At 61.1% G+C, this 13,658-nt stretch carries 13 protein-coding genes and 1 riboswitch; of the genes, 12 read left to right on the forward strand and 1 reads right to left on the reverse strand.

Going from position 1 to position 13,658, the window contains the following annotated elements:
• Positions 1-136: 136 nt before the first annotated feature.
• Positions 137-598: a c-type cytochrome gene (locus tag O5O48_RS02680; protein WP_228245494.1), complete on the reverse strand. Its 462-nt coding sequence runs from the start codon at positions 596-598 to the stop codon at positions 137-139.
• Between the two features lie 103 nt (positions 599-701).
• A riboswitch (S-adenosyl-L-homocysteine riboswitch) is annotated at positions 702-784 on the forward strand.
• Between the two features lie 20 nt (positions 785-804).
• Here O5O48_RS02680 and ahcY point away from each other — a divergent pair.
• The 12 genes from ahcY (at position 805) to O5O48_RS02740 (ending at position 13,618) form a co-directional block, all read left to right on the forward strand.
• Entirely contained in the window at positions 805-2,208 is a 1,404-nt protein-coding gene (ahcY, locus tag O5O48_RS02685) for an adenosylhomocysteinase (RefSeq protein WP_228245495.1), read from the forward strand.
• A gap of 130 nt (positions 2,209-2,338) precedes the next feature.
• A complete protein-coding gene (metF, locus tag O5O48_RS02690; protein WP_269688074.1) occupies positions 2,339-3,184 on the forward strand; it encodes a methylenetetrahydrofolate reductase [NAD(P)H] in 846 nt (281 codons plus the stop codon).
• 71 nt (positions 3,185-3,255) lie between these two features.
• Positions 3,256-3,993, forward strand: a complete 738-nt coding sequence (locus O5O48_RS02695) for a substrate-binding periplasmic protein (protein ID WP_269688075.1) — start codon at positions 3,256-3,258, stop codon at positions 3,991-3,993.
• Positions 3,994-4,414: 421 nt separating this feature from the next.
• Positions 4,415-6,052 carry a DEAD/DEAH box helicase gene (locus O5O48_RS02700; protein ID WP_269688076.1) on the forward strand — a complete coding sequence of 546 codons (1,638 nt, stop codon included), beginning with the start codon at positions 4,415-4,417 and terminating at the stop codon, positions 6,050-6,052.
• A gap of 133 nt (positions 6,053-6,185) precedes the next feature.
• Positions 6,186-6,785 carry a DUF3617 family protein gene (locus O5O48_RS02705; protein ID WP_228245498.1) on the forward strand — a complete coding sequence of 200 codons (600 nt, stop codon included), beginning with the start codon at positions 6,186-6,188 and terminating at the stop codon, positions 6,783-6,785.
• A gap of 138 nt (positions 6,786-6,923) precedes the next feature.
• On the forward strand, positions 6,924-7,355 hold the full coding sequence (locus tag O5O48_RS02710; RefSeq protein WP_269688077.1) for a hypothetical protein: 432 nt from the start codon (positions 6,924-6,926) through the stop codon (positions 7,353-7,355).
• Entirely contained in the window at positions 7,352-8,008 is a 657-nt protein-coding gene (locus O5O48_RS02715; protein WP_269688078.1) for a CDP-alcohol phosphatidyltransferase family protein, read from the forward strand. Before O5O48_RS02710 ends, O5O48_RS02715 begins: the two co-directional genes overlap by 4 nt.
• Entirely contained in the window at positions 8,008-8,964 is a 957-nt protein-coding gene (locus tag O5O48_RS02720) for a phosphatidate cytidylyltransferase (protein WP_269688079.1), read from the forward strand. Before O5O48_RS02715 ends, O5O48_RS02720 begins: the two co-directional genes overlap by 1 nt.
• Positions 8,965-8,971: 7 nt before the next feature.
• Positions 8,972-9,637: a lysophospholipid acyltransferase family protein gene (locus O5O48_RS02725; protein ID WP_269688080.1), complete on the forward strand. Its 666-nt coding sequence runs from the start codon at positions 8,972-8,974 to the stop codon at positions 9,635-9,637.
• A 205-nt stretch (positions 9,638-9,842) separates the two neighbouring features.
• Complete coding sequence (locus O5O48_RS02730) at positions 9,843-10,730, forward strand: SH3 domain-containing protein (RefSeq protein ID WP_228245503.1); 888 nt, start codon at positions 9,843-9,845, stop codon at positions 10,728-10,730.
• Positions 10,731-10,742: 12 nt separating this feature from the next.
• A complete protein-coding gene (locus tag O5O48_RS02735) occupies positions 10,743-12,584 on the forward strand; it encodes a hypothetical protein (RefSeq protein WP_269688081.1) in 1,842 nt (613 codons plus the stop codon).
• A complete protein-coding gene (locus O5O48_RS02740; protein ID WP_104738723.1) occupies positions 12,581-13,618 on the forward strand; it encodes a hypothetical protein in 1,038 nt (345 codons plus the stop codon). Before O5O48_RS02735 ends, O5O48_RS02740 begins: the two co-directional genes overlap by 4 nt.
• Positions 13,619-13,658: the final 40 nt, after the last annotated feature.

Raw genomic sequence — 13,658 nt, forward strand, 5'->3', positions numbered from 1 at the left:
AGCTGGAAGCTGGAAGCTGGAAGCCAAGTCAGCGTGGATCTACGCCCAGCACTATCAAGCGCCGGGCAGACCGATAGAAGCAGCCCAATACAACTCGGACTGCTTGAAGCTTCCAGCCTAAGGCTTCCAGCTGGGTTTATTGGCGATAGCTGTCATGACAGCTTTTGCAGGACTGCTGGACCGCACGCAGCTCATCAGCTGCCTGGTCCAGGGATTTGATGCCGACAGAGGTAACGGCATGCAGGTCGGCGACCTTGGCCTTGAAGTCATCAATGGCCAGGGCAAAGCCTTCGGGATCGGACCAGACGGTGTCCTTGGTGCGGTTCGGCTCGGGGTCATCGCCCGGGGTCGGGAAGTGCTCCCAGGGCTGATCGGCGAGCTGGGCCAGGGTATCGGCCTTGTTCATGAACTCGCCCATGCTGGGGGTGACGCGCCCGGTCAGCATGCCGCTCATGGGCTCGGTCTGGCGCAGCATCTGCTTGAACAGCGCCTGGCGCTTGCCTTCGTGCGAGTTGGGGTCAGGCTCATTATTGCAGCCAGCCAGGGCCGCGCCGAGCAACAGGGCGACAACGAGTTTTCGGTATGGAACAGCGATCATGTTTCATCCAGACGACATACAGGAGGGGCGACAGTATCGCCTCTGAACCGATTCCGGCCAAGGCGTGTTCCTGTGCGAACAGCCTGACCGGGTAACTTCAGCCCCGGACGAGGGGCGCTGCAGCAGCGGCTCCAGCCGCTGCCAGGCTCGTCCGGGGCGTGCGACATTTAACCGCGCCCATTCGCAACCACGAATGGAGAAATCAGATGAGTGCCGTGATCAATAACGCCTTTACCGACTACAAGGTCGCCGACATCAGCCTGGCCGACTGGGGCCGCCGCGAGATCATCATCGCCGAGTCGGAAATGCCCGCGCTGATGGGCCTGCGCCGCAAGTACGCCGGCGAGCAGCCGCTCAAGGGTGCCAAGATTCTGGGCTGTATCCACATGACCATCCAGACCGCCGTACTGATCGAAACCCTGACTGCCCTGGGCGCCGAAGTACGCTGGTCTTCCTGCAACATCTTCTCAACCCAGGATCAGGCCGCTGCTGCGATCGCTGCCGCCGGCATCCCGGTATTTGCCTGGAAGGGTGAGACCGAAGAAGAGTACGAATGGTGCATCGAGCAGACCATCCTCAAGGACGGTCAGCCGTGGGACGCTAACATGGTGCTGGACGACGGCGGCGACCTGACCGAAATCCTGCACAAGAAATACCCGGCGATGCTGGACAAGATCCACGGCATCACCGAAGAAACCACCACCGGCGTGCACCGCCTGCTCGACATGCTGAAAGCGGGCACCCTGAAGGTCCCGGCAATCAACGTCAACGACTCGGTCACCAAGAGCAAGAACGACAACAAGTACGGCTGCCGCCACAGCCTGAACGACGCGATCAAGCGCGGTACCGACCACCTGCTATCCGGCAAGCAGGCGCTGGTCATCGGTTACGGTGACGTGGGCAAGGGTTCTGCACAGTCGCTGCGCCAGGAAGGCATGATCGTCAAGGTCACCGAAATCGACCCAATCTGCGCCATGCAGGCCTGCATGGACGGTTTCGAAGTCGTCTCCCCGTACCACAACGGCATCAACGACGGCACCGACGCCTGCATCGACGCCGCGCTGCTGGGCAAGATTGACCTGATCGTCACCACCACCGGTAACGCCAACGTCTGTGACGCCGGCATGCTGAAAGCACTGAAGAAACGCGCGGTGGTCTGCAACATCGGTCACTTCGACAACGAGATCGATACCGCCTTCATGCGCGCCAACTGGGGCTGGGAAGAGGTCAAGCCGCAGGTGCACAAGATTCACCGCACCGGCAAGACCGTTGACGCCACCAACGACGACTACCTGATCCTGCTGGCCGAAGGCCGTCTGGTGAACCTGGGTAACGCCACCGGCCACCCCTCGCGGATCATGGACGGCTCCTTCGCCAATCAGGTGCTGGCACAGATCCACCTGTTCGAGCGCAAGTTCGCCGATCTGTCTGCAGCCGACAAGGCCGCCGCGCTGACCGTTGAAGTGCTGCCGAAGAAGCTGGACGAAGAAGTCGCACTGGAAATGGTCAAGGGCTTCGGTGGCGTCGTCACCCAGCTGACCAAGACCCAGGCCGACTACATCGGCGTCACCGTCGAAGGCCCGTTCAAGCCCGACAGCTATCGCTATTGATAGCTGTCAGCCGCAAGCTGCAAGCCTCAAGAGCCCTGCCCGCCTCGCTGGCGGGCACGGGTTTCCGGGGGTTGCTTGCCGCTTGCAGCTTGAGGCTTGAAGCTGACGCCCTTCCAAGAGTAGAGAGATAATGACGACCAACGCCCCCATCAGCTTCGAGTTCTTCCCGACCAAGACCGAAGCCGGCCACGAGAAACTGCTCGCCACCGCCCAGACCCTGGCTGCGGCAGGCCCTGAATTCTTTTCCGTCACCTACGGTGCCGGTGGCTCCACCCGTGACGGCACCCGCCGCACCGTTCTGCAGCTGGACGGCGAGGTTAAGGTCCCGACCGCACCGCATCTGTCCTGCGTCGGCGACTCGCGCGAAGACCTGCGCACCCTGATCAACGACTACCGTGCCAACGGCATCCAGCGCATCGTTGCCCTGCGCGGCGACCTGCCCTCCGGCATGGGTCACGCCAGCGGCGAGCTGCGCTACGCCAACGAGCTGGTCGAGTTCATCCGCGCCGAGACCGGTGATCATTTCACCATCGAAGTCGCCGCCTACCCGGAATCGCACCCGCAGGCGCCAAACTTTGAAGCCGATCTGCAGAACTTCATCCGCAAGGCCCGCGCCGGTGCCGACAGCGCGATCACCCAGTACTTCTTCAACGCCGACTGCTACTTCCACTTCGTGGACCGGGTGCGCCAGGCAGGGATCGACATCCCGATCATTCCAGGCATCATGCCGATCACCAACTACACCAAGCTGGCACGCTTCTCCGACGCCTGCGGCGCCGAGATTCCGCGCTGGATCCGCAAGCAGCTGGAAGCCTACGGTGACGACAGCGACAGCATCAGCGCCTTCGGTACCGAGGTGATCAGTCAGCTGTGCGAGCGCCTGCTCGATGGCGGTGCGCCCGGCCTGCACTTTTACACCCTCAACCAGGCCGAACCCAGCCTTGCCGTTGTGCGCAATCTGCAGGGCGATCGCTGAGCCGGACGGGCTACCGGCGACCCCGGCAGCCCGAACATGCAAGCACCGCAAAAGCACGCTAGACTGCGGCCATGAACCGATTTCATGGCCTTCTGGCCGTCGCCCTGGCTCTGTTAGCCAGCCCACTCAAAGCCGAACAGCTGACCATTGTCAGCGAGCCATGGCCACCCTACGTATTTGAAGAGAACAACACTATCCGTGGCATCGACTACGAGGTCAGCGACAGGCTGCTGCGTGAGCTGGGCTATGACCCCAAATGGCGAATGATGCCCTGGAAGCGGGCCCAGCATGAGGTGCGCGAGGGCAATGCCGACGCGATTCTCGATATAGGCATCAACGACCAGCGCCGCCAGACGTACCACTATCCCAGCGAGCCGCTTTCCCACAGCGAGACAGTGCTGTTCTATCGCAAGAGCCAGCCATTTCCGTTCACCCGAATCGAAGACCTGCGCGGTCTGCGTATCGGTATCTCCGCCGGTTACAGTTACGGAAACGATGAGTTCAAGGCCGCCAACTACTTCGAGCGCTGGCCCTGTCCTGCAATCGAAGCCTGTCTGCTGATGCTGGAGCATGGTCGCATCGACATGCTGCCGATCAACCGCAGGGTCGGCCTGTACACCATCAGACAACTCGGACTGAATGATCGGATCGCCCACCATGACACTCAACTGAGCAGCGGCGAGCTCTACCTGGCATTCGCGCGAACGCCGGCGCTGGCCGACCTCGCAAAGCGCTTCAGCGAGGCATTGCAGCAATTCAAGCAGTCGGACGACTACCTGCACCTGCTGTATCGCTATGGTCTGCAATAGTCAGGCAGCGCCTGCCAGTCGGCACTATGCGGCGGCTCCCTTTCTGTTATACTCGCCGGGCTTCAGGAAGCACTGAACAACTCCGCATGCTCTCTGGCCTTCCGATCAACTGCGCATCAGGCGCACTATCGAAGACATGCCAGGACCCGTCGCACCACCGCCACGCAGAGAGCGGTTGACCGCGACAGTCACTCAGGGCGAGCGCTCAAGCACCAATCGACTGTTCGGCACGGTCTGTCCGGGGCATTTCCCGTACGCCATTGCCAAGCGCCGGTGTCGCTGAGCCCTTGTAGCGCGCGTGCGACGTCACACACTGCTTTCTTTCATTCCAGGCCGCACGGACACGCGGCAGCCGCACGGTGCCAGACACCTGCCCGCTGCCCTCTGCACGTTCGCAACGGCCATCACAGGGTTATTCTGAATGTCCTTTGCCTCCTTGGGCCTGTCGGACGCGTTGGTACGCGCCGTGGCAGCCACTGGTTACACCACGCCCACCCCGGTTCAGCTGCAAGCGATTCCGGCTGTTCTCGAAGGCCGCGACCTGATGGTTGCGGCACAGACCGGTACCGGCAAGACCGCCGGTTTTGCACTTCCGGTTATCGAACGTCTATTCCCCGCTGGCGAGCCCGCCGGCAAGCGCCCGGGCGCCAAACAGGTTCGCGTGCTGGTACTTACCCCGACCCGTGAGCTGGCAGCTCAGGTGCACGACAGCATTCGCGCCTATGCTACCGAGCTGCCACTCAAGTCCACCTGCATCTTTGGTGGCGTTGGCGCCAACCCGCAGATGAAAGCCATCGCTCCCGGCCTCGATATTCTGGTTGCCTGCCCGGGCCGCCTTCTTGACCTGGTCGGTCAGAAGGCTGTCGATCTGTCGCAGGTAGAGGTACTGGTGCTGGACGAAGCCGACCGCATGCTCGACATGGGCTTTGTCCATGACGTTAAGAAGGTCATCGCCAAACTGCCGGCCAAGCGTCAGAACCTGCTGTTCTCCGCGACCTTCTCGAAAGACATCACCGATCTGGCCAACAAGCTGCTCGACAACCCGGCGCGTATCGAAGTCACGCCGCCGAATACCACCGTCGAGCGCATCAATCAAAAGGTCTACCGCGTTGCTGCCGGCCACAAGCGTGCGCTGGTCGCCCATCTGATCACCCAAGGCGCCTGGGAACAGGTGCTGATCTTTACCCGCACCAAACACGGAGCCAACCGTCTGGCCGAGTACCTGGTCAAGAACGGTCTGCCGGCGGCGGCGATTCATGGCAACAAGAGCCAGAGCGCACGCACCAAGGCACTGGCCGACTTCAAGGCCAACACCCTACGCATTCTGGTAGCTACCGATATCGCCGCCCGCGGCCTGGACATTGATCAGCTGCCTCACGTGATCAACTTCGAACTGCCCAACGTCTCGGAAGACTACGTCCACCGCATCGGCCGCACCGGCCGTGCCGGTCGCAGCGGCGAAGCGGTGTCGCTGGTCAGCCCGGACGAGGACAAGCTGCTGCGTTCGATTGAGCGCATGACCAGGCAGCGCATCGAGGAGGGCTCACTGGAGGGCTTCGAGCCGCCGGCCCAAGCCGAACTGAACAGTGATCGCCCGGAGCGTGAGCGTGGCGAACGCAGCGAGCGCCCGCGTGGCCAGAACGCGCGCAGCAACAGCAATGGCGGTGCGCGCAACAACCGCGGCCAGGGTGGCCAGACCGCCAAACGCACCAGCCAAGGCCAGGGTCAATCGCAAGGCCAAGGCCAGGGCGCCCGCGCGAACGGCGGGAATGCCGGCAACGGCGGCAAGGGTAACGGCGGAAACGGCCAGCCACGCGGCCAGCGTCGCGACGACCGCCAGCGCGGCGAGCAACGCCCGCATCAGCAACGACAGCGCGCAGCCGGCCAGCCACGCGTCATGCCCGGCATTCATGCTCCGGAAGATCCGGTTGCGATTGAACGCCGTCGTCAGGCACTCGGCAATCGCATCGAGCCGGAGGTTGAAGAGCGCAAGCCAAGCAATCGCAAATCGGGTGGCCGCCCGCAGCGCGAAAAGCCGGCACTGCTCGGCCCACGCTGAGGTCGAAAACGAAACGGGGGCCATGCGCCCCCGTTTTTTTGTGCAACGATCACGCCCCGCATCATCAACGCTGCACAGCAGCTTCATCAGCGGCTATAGTCCTTGAAGGTATTTACGTCACAAGGACCGTTTCATGACTCTGCCACGGCTTGCACTGCTCTCCACCCTCGCCCTTGCTCCTGCCCTGCTCTGCGCCCAGCAGCTCGACACCTCGCCAAAACCGGGCCTGTGGATCAGCGAAAGTACCACCCTGATCAACGGTGTCGATATGCAGGCGCGTATGCGCGAGATGCGCACCAACATGCTCAACAGCCTCCCTCCGGAGCAACGGGCCATGGCCGAGGAAATGCTCGGTACTGAAGAACAGGTTGGGGAGCGCCAATGCATTACAGCCGACATAGCAAAAACCCTGACCGACCCGCAAGCCCTGCTGCGCGATGCACGGGAGAATATGCCCAAATGCGACTTCAAGATCAGCCAGTCCAGCGCTGACGCCCTGCAGTTCACCGGTCGCTGCAACGATCCTGACGGGTTCACCGGCGACATGAGCGGCACAATTGAAATGCTCTCCAGCACTGAAATGCGCTCTACTTTCAATGGCCAGGGCGCCTATGCGCTGCCGGCCGGCTTACTCGGCCCGGATGCCGGCCCCGGCGATGGCGAGGTAACCCTGTCTCATCGGCAGATCAGCCGCTGGCAATCCAGCGATTGCGGCAACGCCCCGCCCTACTGAGCTGCGTCAACCGTGCCCACCACAAAGAGTCTTGCGCTGCTTCACATCAGTGCAGAGCAGGGCTCGCCTGCCTGACGTCATCGGGTTATTCTCCCCCACCCGGCCTGTGCCGGCGTCGTGCAGTGACAGGGAGCGTACATGTCTGCAACAACCCCGGATAACGCCAACAGCTGGCGCGGCCGTCTGGTCGCAGCGCTGCTCGCCTTCCTGATCTGGGGCGCCTGGGCCCTGTTTGCCAATTGGCACAACGATACGTCACATGCGCTGATGGCCGGCCTGCTGCAAGGTACCTTCAGCGGCATCCTCACCCTGCTGATGGCCATGGCCGTCACTACACTGTTTCGCCGTCTGCCGGATAATCCACTGCGCGTACTGCTGCCGGCGCTGATCATCGTCAGCGCCAGCTTTGCCCTGCTCTTCCTGCTGCACCGCTGGCATCAAACGCCCGCGCTCTGGCAAACCATCATTCCTCCGAGCAGCATGGCCTTTGCCTACTGCCTGTTTCTGAGCGTGCGCCTGCATCACCAGGCCCGCGCCCTCACCCTCACCCTCAACAACGAGACACCATGACCAGCAATCGCCGCCCACTGAAGATCCGCGATCAGCGGATCATGACCCGCTTCGCCGCCTGGCTCAGCCAGCGCAGCGTTACCCCCAATCAGATTTCCGTGCTCAGTGTGATCTGCGCACTGGCCGGTGCGGCTGCGCTCGTCTGGTCCGGTCAGCAGGCGGGCGGCGAGCGCTCGATCTGGCTGATCGTCGCCGCCCTGTGCATCCAGCTGCGCCTGTTGTGCAACCTGTTCGACGGCATGGTGGCGATGGAGGGCGGCAAGCAGACGCCGGCGGGCGAGCTGTTCAACGATGTCCCGGATCGCATTGCCGATCCGCTGCTGATCGTTGCCTGCGGCTTTGCCCTGCCCGGTTTCGAGTCGGCCCAGTGGCTGGCCTGGCTTGGCGCACTGCTGGCCTTGATGACCGCCTATGTACGCGTACTCGGTGTCTCGCTCGGGCTGCCAGCCGACTTTCGCGGGCCGATGGCCAAGCAGCAACGCATGGCCCTGCTGACCGGCGCCTGCGTACTGTCGGTATTCGATCCGCTGTGGCAGCACCCGGGGCTGATTCTGTGGGTCAGCTTGATCATCATCGCCGTTGGCAGTGGCCTGACGGTGCTGCGCCGTCTGATCGGCGCCTATCTGCGACTGGAACGCCGGGGGATTGAATAATGGATATCGGCCTGCCCTTTATGCTCGACCTCACACCCAATACCCTGAACGCCATGCTGGTGGTGGTCGCCATGCTGGTGATCGCCAGCATCACCCAACTGATCCTGCGCCCGCGCCTGAGCGACGACGGCTATCTGGAGCTGAAACAGCGCATCAACTCCTGGTGGGTAATGGTCGGCGTGGTGTTTACCGCACTGATGATTGGCCCCACCGCCTCGCTGGTCTTCTTCACCATCCTGAGCTTTATCGCCCTGCGTGAATTCTTCTCGATCCTGCCGGTCCGCGTCACCGACCGCCGCCTGATCCTCGCGCTGTATCTGGCCGTACCGCTGCAGTATTACTGGGTTGGCCTTGGCTGGTACGGGATGTTTATCGTCTTCATTCCCGTCTACCTGTTCCTGCTCATTCCCTTCGGCCTCTTGATGCTGGGTGAAACCAAGGGCTTCATTCGCGCGGTCGGCTCCTATCAGTGGGCAACCATGACCACGGTGTTCGCGATCAGCCACGTCGCCTACCTGCTGATGCTGCCAGCCGATGAAAACCCGGCGGGCGGTGGCGTTGGACTGGTGCTGTATCTGGTGTTCCTGACCCAGTTCAACGATGTCGCGCAGTACATCTGGGGCAAGAAGTTTGGCAACCGCAAGATCGTCCCGGCGATCAGCCCGAACAAGACCTGGGCTGGCTTTCTCGGCGGCGTTGCAACCACTACCGTGCTCGGCGCCGTGCTCGCTCCCTGGCTCACGCCACTCGGCTGGGGTCTCGGCTTGGCGGCGGGCCTGCTGATCGGGCTGGCCGGTTTCATTGGCGATCTGACCGTGTCGGCGGTCAAACGCGACCTGCGCATTAAGGACACCAGCCAGCTGATTCCGGGCCACGGCGGCATCCTCGACCGTATCGACAGCCTGATGTACACCGCGCCGCTGTTCTTCCACTTCCTCGTCTACACCACTTACTGAGGCCGCCATGTCCTTGATCAAGCGCCTGCCCAAACAGCTGTTCTTTCTGCTGATCGTCAAGCCGGTGGTGTACCTGCTGCTTGGCCTGAACATCTACAACAAGCAACGCCTGCCCAGCCACGGCCCGGCGATTCTGGCCGCCAACCACAACAGCCATCTGGACACGCTGGTGCTGATGGCCCTGTACCCGCTGGGCGAACTGCATCGAGTGCGCCCGGTAGCGGCGGCGGACTACTTCCTGCGCAACCGCTTTACCAGTTGGCTGTCCCTGAACCTGATCGGCATCATCCCGCTCGACCGGCAGGGTCAGGTCGACAAGGATCAGGTCTTCGAACAGTGCCAGCAGGCGCTGGCCGATGGTCAGATTCTGCTGCTGTTCCCCGAGGGCAGTCGCGGCGACCCGGAGCAACTGCAACCGCTGCGCAAGGGTGTCTATCATCTGGCACGCAGCCATGCCGGCACCCAGGTGGTGCCGATTGCCATGCACGGGCTGGGACGCGCGCTGCCCAAGGGCGGCTCGATGATCGTGCCGTTCAACGCCGACGTGGTGATTGGTGAAGCGCTGCAACCGGGTGAAGACAGCAACGCCTTCATGCAAGACCTGCAGACCTCGCTGGAAGGCCTGCTGGCTCAGTGCATCACCAAACGGGATGCGCGTTGGGAGGATGAGTAAGCCTCGCGCGCCGATAGCGACTGCGCGAGGCGCGGCCGTCAATAAACAAGCGACTTCAGCCGGGGACGCCATAGTGTTGACGCCATTGTTTTGCCACTACATTTTATAGATAATAATGCCGCGCTCAGGGATGATCGCCGGCAGCAGGAGCCTGCCTATCCTTCCCCTGTTCGCATTGATCATACATACGCACAGGACCAGGCCTTTGAAAGCAAATCGGATTTCCCTCGCCATCACCCTCGGCACTGCAATCGCCACCAGCGCAGGCTGCGCAAACCTGTCTGAAAATCAGTGGGCCAACAAGGAAAACATTGGAACACTCATTGGCGTAACCGCCGGAGCGCTGCTTGGCAGCCAAGTGGGCGATGGCAACGGTCGCACCGCCGCAATCATTGCGGGCGCACTTGCCGGTGGCTATCTTGGCAAAACAATTGGCTCCAAGCTGGACGAGCGGGATCGTCAGGCACTCGCGCAACAGACCCAGCAAGCCCTCCAATATTCAGCTGATGGCCAAAGCCGTCAGTGGACCTCCAGCCACAGTGGTGCTAGCGCAACTATTACTGCCGTCAGTAGCGAGACTGTCGAGCGCCAAGTTGCAGTGAAACGGGCGCCCAGCGTAGCGGCCGTACCAAACATGTCGCTGATCAATCAGCCGTATCGCTCCACCAAATCGGCTAATGTTCGCAACGCACCGGACATTAATGCGGAGCGCGTCGCCAGTTTGCCCACAGGCACTACATTTACCGCGATAGGCAGGACCGATAATAACTGGATCATGGTTGGCCGCCGCGGTGTCACCGTAGGCTACGTCTATGCACCACTTGTTGAGCAGGTGCCCGCCACAACGACCGACAGCACCAACCCATCGGTCGCCGACACAGCCACCGATCTGGACAGCCTCGATGTTGCTACCGCAGCAAGCAAAGGCATCGATCTTGACGCTTTCGACCTGGACGCCGTGCCAGTTGAGCAACAAGTCGCAGCACAAACTACCTGCCGAACTCTCAACTACAACATTCGAACAGCCGAAAGCACTGACTCTCAGACCGTAAAAGCGTGCCAGGCCGATGATGGCGCTTGGGAACTGATCTAAAAGGAAGGCCGCATGAGACGCATCGTTATCCCGAGTCTGTTGGCACTGGCGTCAACAGCCCATGCCGCGGACTACCGCCTGGCATACTCGAAGGCAGAAAACCTTGAAGTATTCGTGGTACATGCTGACAACGCGCAATGGTGCAGCGACGCACTGCAACTGCGCTTTGCCTTTACCAGCGACGTAACCGACCCCAGCGCAGTAGGCCGCCTGCTGCCTAAACTTGGCGGGCTGCTGGCAAGCCAGTGTCCGGCTGCGAGCCAACTCAGCTGGGTCAGCACCGACAGCAGCGGCAGTACATTAAACAACGGCAGCGCATCGCAGGCCGGAGGCTGGATCGCGCAAACCACCGCACCCGCGCCGGACCCGGTCGCCTCTGCGGCCACTCCAGCCGTTGAAAGTGCAACCACGGCCACCGCCAGTCCGCCACCAGTATCCAAGGCTCCTATTGTTCCTGTCGCGGCACCGGTTGCCGAACCGACACCGAGTCCGGTCGCAGAAGCGGCGTCCGCCACTGAGCCAGCACCTGAGTCGCCCACCGAACCAGCAACAGCCACCGCAGTTGCCGCGCCACCGACTGTTTTCAGCGTGGCAGGCTGGACGCCGCCACTGCAGAAGGACGCGTTTGCTCAGGTCGATTTCCTGACCGAGGTGCGCGATCAGAACGGCTGCCGCTTCCGCCTTGCCGATAAGCTTGAAGATGGCACCGAGAACGTCAGGGCGGTGTCTTCCGGCGTCACCTGCGACGCTGATGGTTATGCCTCAGGCCCCGGTTCGCTGACGCTGACCCGCAGCGACGGTGTGCTGCTCAGTAGAACTGGTGACGCTCATTTCTTGGCTGGTCTGGCGTTCGATGCTCCCCCACCGGCTCTACCCATCGTCGGCTTCGATCAGGATAGGAACCTGCTGCAGCTACTGCACAGCGAGCCCGCCAGCCAGACCTACTACCTGCTCCGACTGAACCGCAGCTACAACGGTCAATGGCAATCCAACAACGCCACTGTGATTGCTTTGACGGAAAACCGCGACCTTTTCCGCGAACTGGACTCGATCAAGACCACGGTCGATCTAGCCGCCACTCGCCTTGACCAGGTCGCACCAGGCATTCGAAACACCCACCTGTACGCCATGCGCGACCTGAACAAAGGGCTAATGGAAAGAAACAGGGACTTCTGGCTTTACGATATCAGCCTGTCGCGCCACTACCGCAGCAAAAAGTGGGAATACAACCCGCAGCGTGCCACCAACCACTTGTTTGCTTTCGAACGTAAGGAATCGGAAGAACAACGCAGAGCCGAGGCAGAACGCTTGCGCGAGGAGCAGCGCCAGCGTGAACTGATGGCCCAGCAGGCAGAGCAACAACTTCGCCTGTACAGTCAGCTGCGAAACGACGTTCGCCGGCCCGAAGAACTGTACGCAAGCATGACCGAGGACGCCAGCTACAGCCCAACCGGGTCTGGCAGCTACCTGCGGATGATGCGCGGCGGAACAGCCACCTATAGCCAGATAGTAGAGATCGGCAAGGAACAGGATGATGGCTGGCTAATTGGGTATCCCTATCAAGCGGTGCTATTGAGCAATGAGCATACCGACCAGATCGAACAAGGATGGCATCTGATCAAGGGCAGCGCCCAGCTGGATCCCGAGCGCAAAGACGACCAAAACCTACCGCTGACCCTGATTACAGCTGACAGCATCCAATCTTGCTCAGAAGAACAATGTGCAGACTTGAAAGACCCATTGGCACTCACCCGCTACCGGATCGGGAACCCTGACTGGACTCCCGAAGAAGCGGAGGAGCTGATCAAGCGCGCAAGACCGGATCAAGCCGCGACCACAGGAGCAGCACGATGAACAAAAAGATCTTTCTGATTGCCGGAGGAGCCGCTGCTCTGATTGCCGCCACCTACGCCGGGCTATCCGTATACGCCGGCAATAAGGCAGAAAAGAAACTGGAAGACTGGGCCTATGATGCACAAATAGAAAATAGGCTGCACTGGTCCAAAGTATCCTCCAGCCCATTTGGCGGGCGCGTCAGTATATTCGACGTGGAATTGGACATCGGCGACAGTAACGCCGCCATCCGAGCAAAGGAAATCATTGTTAGCGACCTGCTCGACGAGGATGAACGCACCCGAATTCGCCTACAATTCCGTGGTGTCAACGCCGAGCAAGAGGCCTTCTCTGACTTCAGGCAGTTCAGCGCGATAGCCGGGCGAAATATCGACCGCGGTTTCGCTAACGCAGTAGGCGGATTCCAACCTGCGCTCAATAGTGGACTAACTTTCGTCCCACCGTTCGACGTGGACCTGTTTGTCGATGTCGATGATGATGCGGGCGTCGTGGAAACCGCAATCAACGTTGCTCTGCCAGAACTTTTTGACAGCCAAATCAGCTACCGGCTGGCAGGCCAGCGGGGCTTGAATCGCCAGCTGCGAGGCTTGCAGCGCACACTGACATCTGCAGAAAATGGCTACCAGATACTGCAGAGCCTTGAAGAGCTTGGACAGACCATTGACAGGATTGAGATTGAAGCGATCCGTTTTACCATGAAGGACAGAGGGCTTGTCTCCCGCAGCATCGCCTTACAACAGCGCTATAACACACCACTTGACCCAACACGCGGCGACGCGGATAAGCAACGCAGCGAGCACTACGAACGGCAGGTCGAGCAACAGGTAAAGCAATGCGAGCGCGGAGACCTGGCCAGAGACCTGGAAGATGTATGCGAATTGATTAGCGACATTTTGCTGGGCAAGGAGGATGGTTTTGAGCTCAGCATCGAGCCGAAGGAGACCGTTCGGCTTCGTGACCTGAGCAAACTCGACGACTCAAGGACCAGCAGTCGGATGCTAGCGCGCATGAATCTTCAAATTGATAGCCTCTAGTCATAAGCGCTTCCGTCACCCTCGGTGACGGAAGCATTCC

This window comes from Halopseudomonas sp. MFKK-1 (assembly GCF_027474385.1).
GTDB lineage: Bacteria > Pseudomonadota > Gammaproteobacteria > Pseudomonadales > Pseudomonadaceae > Halopseudomonas > Halopseudomonas aestusnigri.

Bases quoted from the DNA above. Each gene is read 5' to 3' on its own strand.
- O5O48_RS02710 (WP_269688077.1), top strand. From the start codon at position 6,924: ATGTCTGCAACAACCCCGGATAACGCCAACAGCTGGCGCGGCCGTCTG.
- ahcY (WP_228245495.1), top strand. From the start codon at position 805: ATGAGTGCCGTGATCAATAACGCCTTTACCGACTACAAGGTCGCCGAC.
- O5O48_RS02680 (WP_228245494.1), bottom strand. From the start codon at position 598: ATGATCGCTGTTCCATACCGAAAACTCGTTGTCGCCCTGTTGCTCGGC.
- O5O48_RS02735 (WP_269688081.1), top strand. From the start codon at position 10,743: ATGAGACGCATCGTTATCCCGAGTCTGTTGGCACTGGCGTCAACAGCC.
- O5O48_RS02740 (WP_104738723.1), top strand. From the start codon at position 12,581: ATGAACAAAAAGATCTTTCTGATTGCCGGAGGAGCCGCTGCTCTGATT.
- O5O48_RS02700 (WP_269688076.1), top strand. From the start codon at position 4,415: ATGTCCTTTGCCTCCTTGGGCCTGTCGGACGCGTTGGTACGCGCCGTG.
- O5O48_RS02720 (WP_269688079.1), top strand. From the start codon at position 8,008: ATGGATATCGGCCTGCCCTTTATGCTCGACCTCACACCCAATACCCTG.
- O5O48_RS02705 (WP_228245498.1), top strand. From the start codon at position 6,186: ATGACTCTGCCACGGCTTGCACTGCTCTCCACCCTCGCCCTTGCTCCT.
- metF (WP_269688074.1), top strand. From the start codon at position 2,339: ATGACGACCAACGCCCCCATCAGCTTCGAGTTCTTCCCGACCAAGACC.
- O5O48_RS02695 (WP_269688075.1), top strand. From the start codon at position 3,256: ATGAACCGATTTCATGGCCTTCTGGCCGTCGCCCTGGCTCTGTTAGCC.
- O5O48_RS02715 (WP_269688078.1), top strand. From the start codon at position 7,352: ATGACCAGCAATCGCCGCCCACTGAAGATCCGCGATCAGCGGATCATG.
- O5O48_RS02725 (WP_269688080.1), top strand. From the start codon at position 8,972: ATGTCCTTGATCAAGCGCCTGCCCAAACAGCTGTTCTTTCTGCTGATC.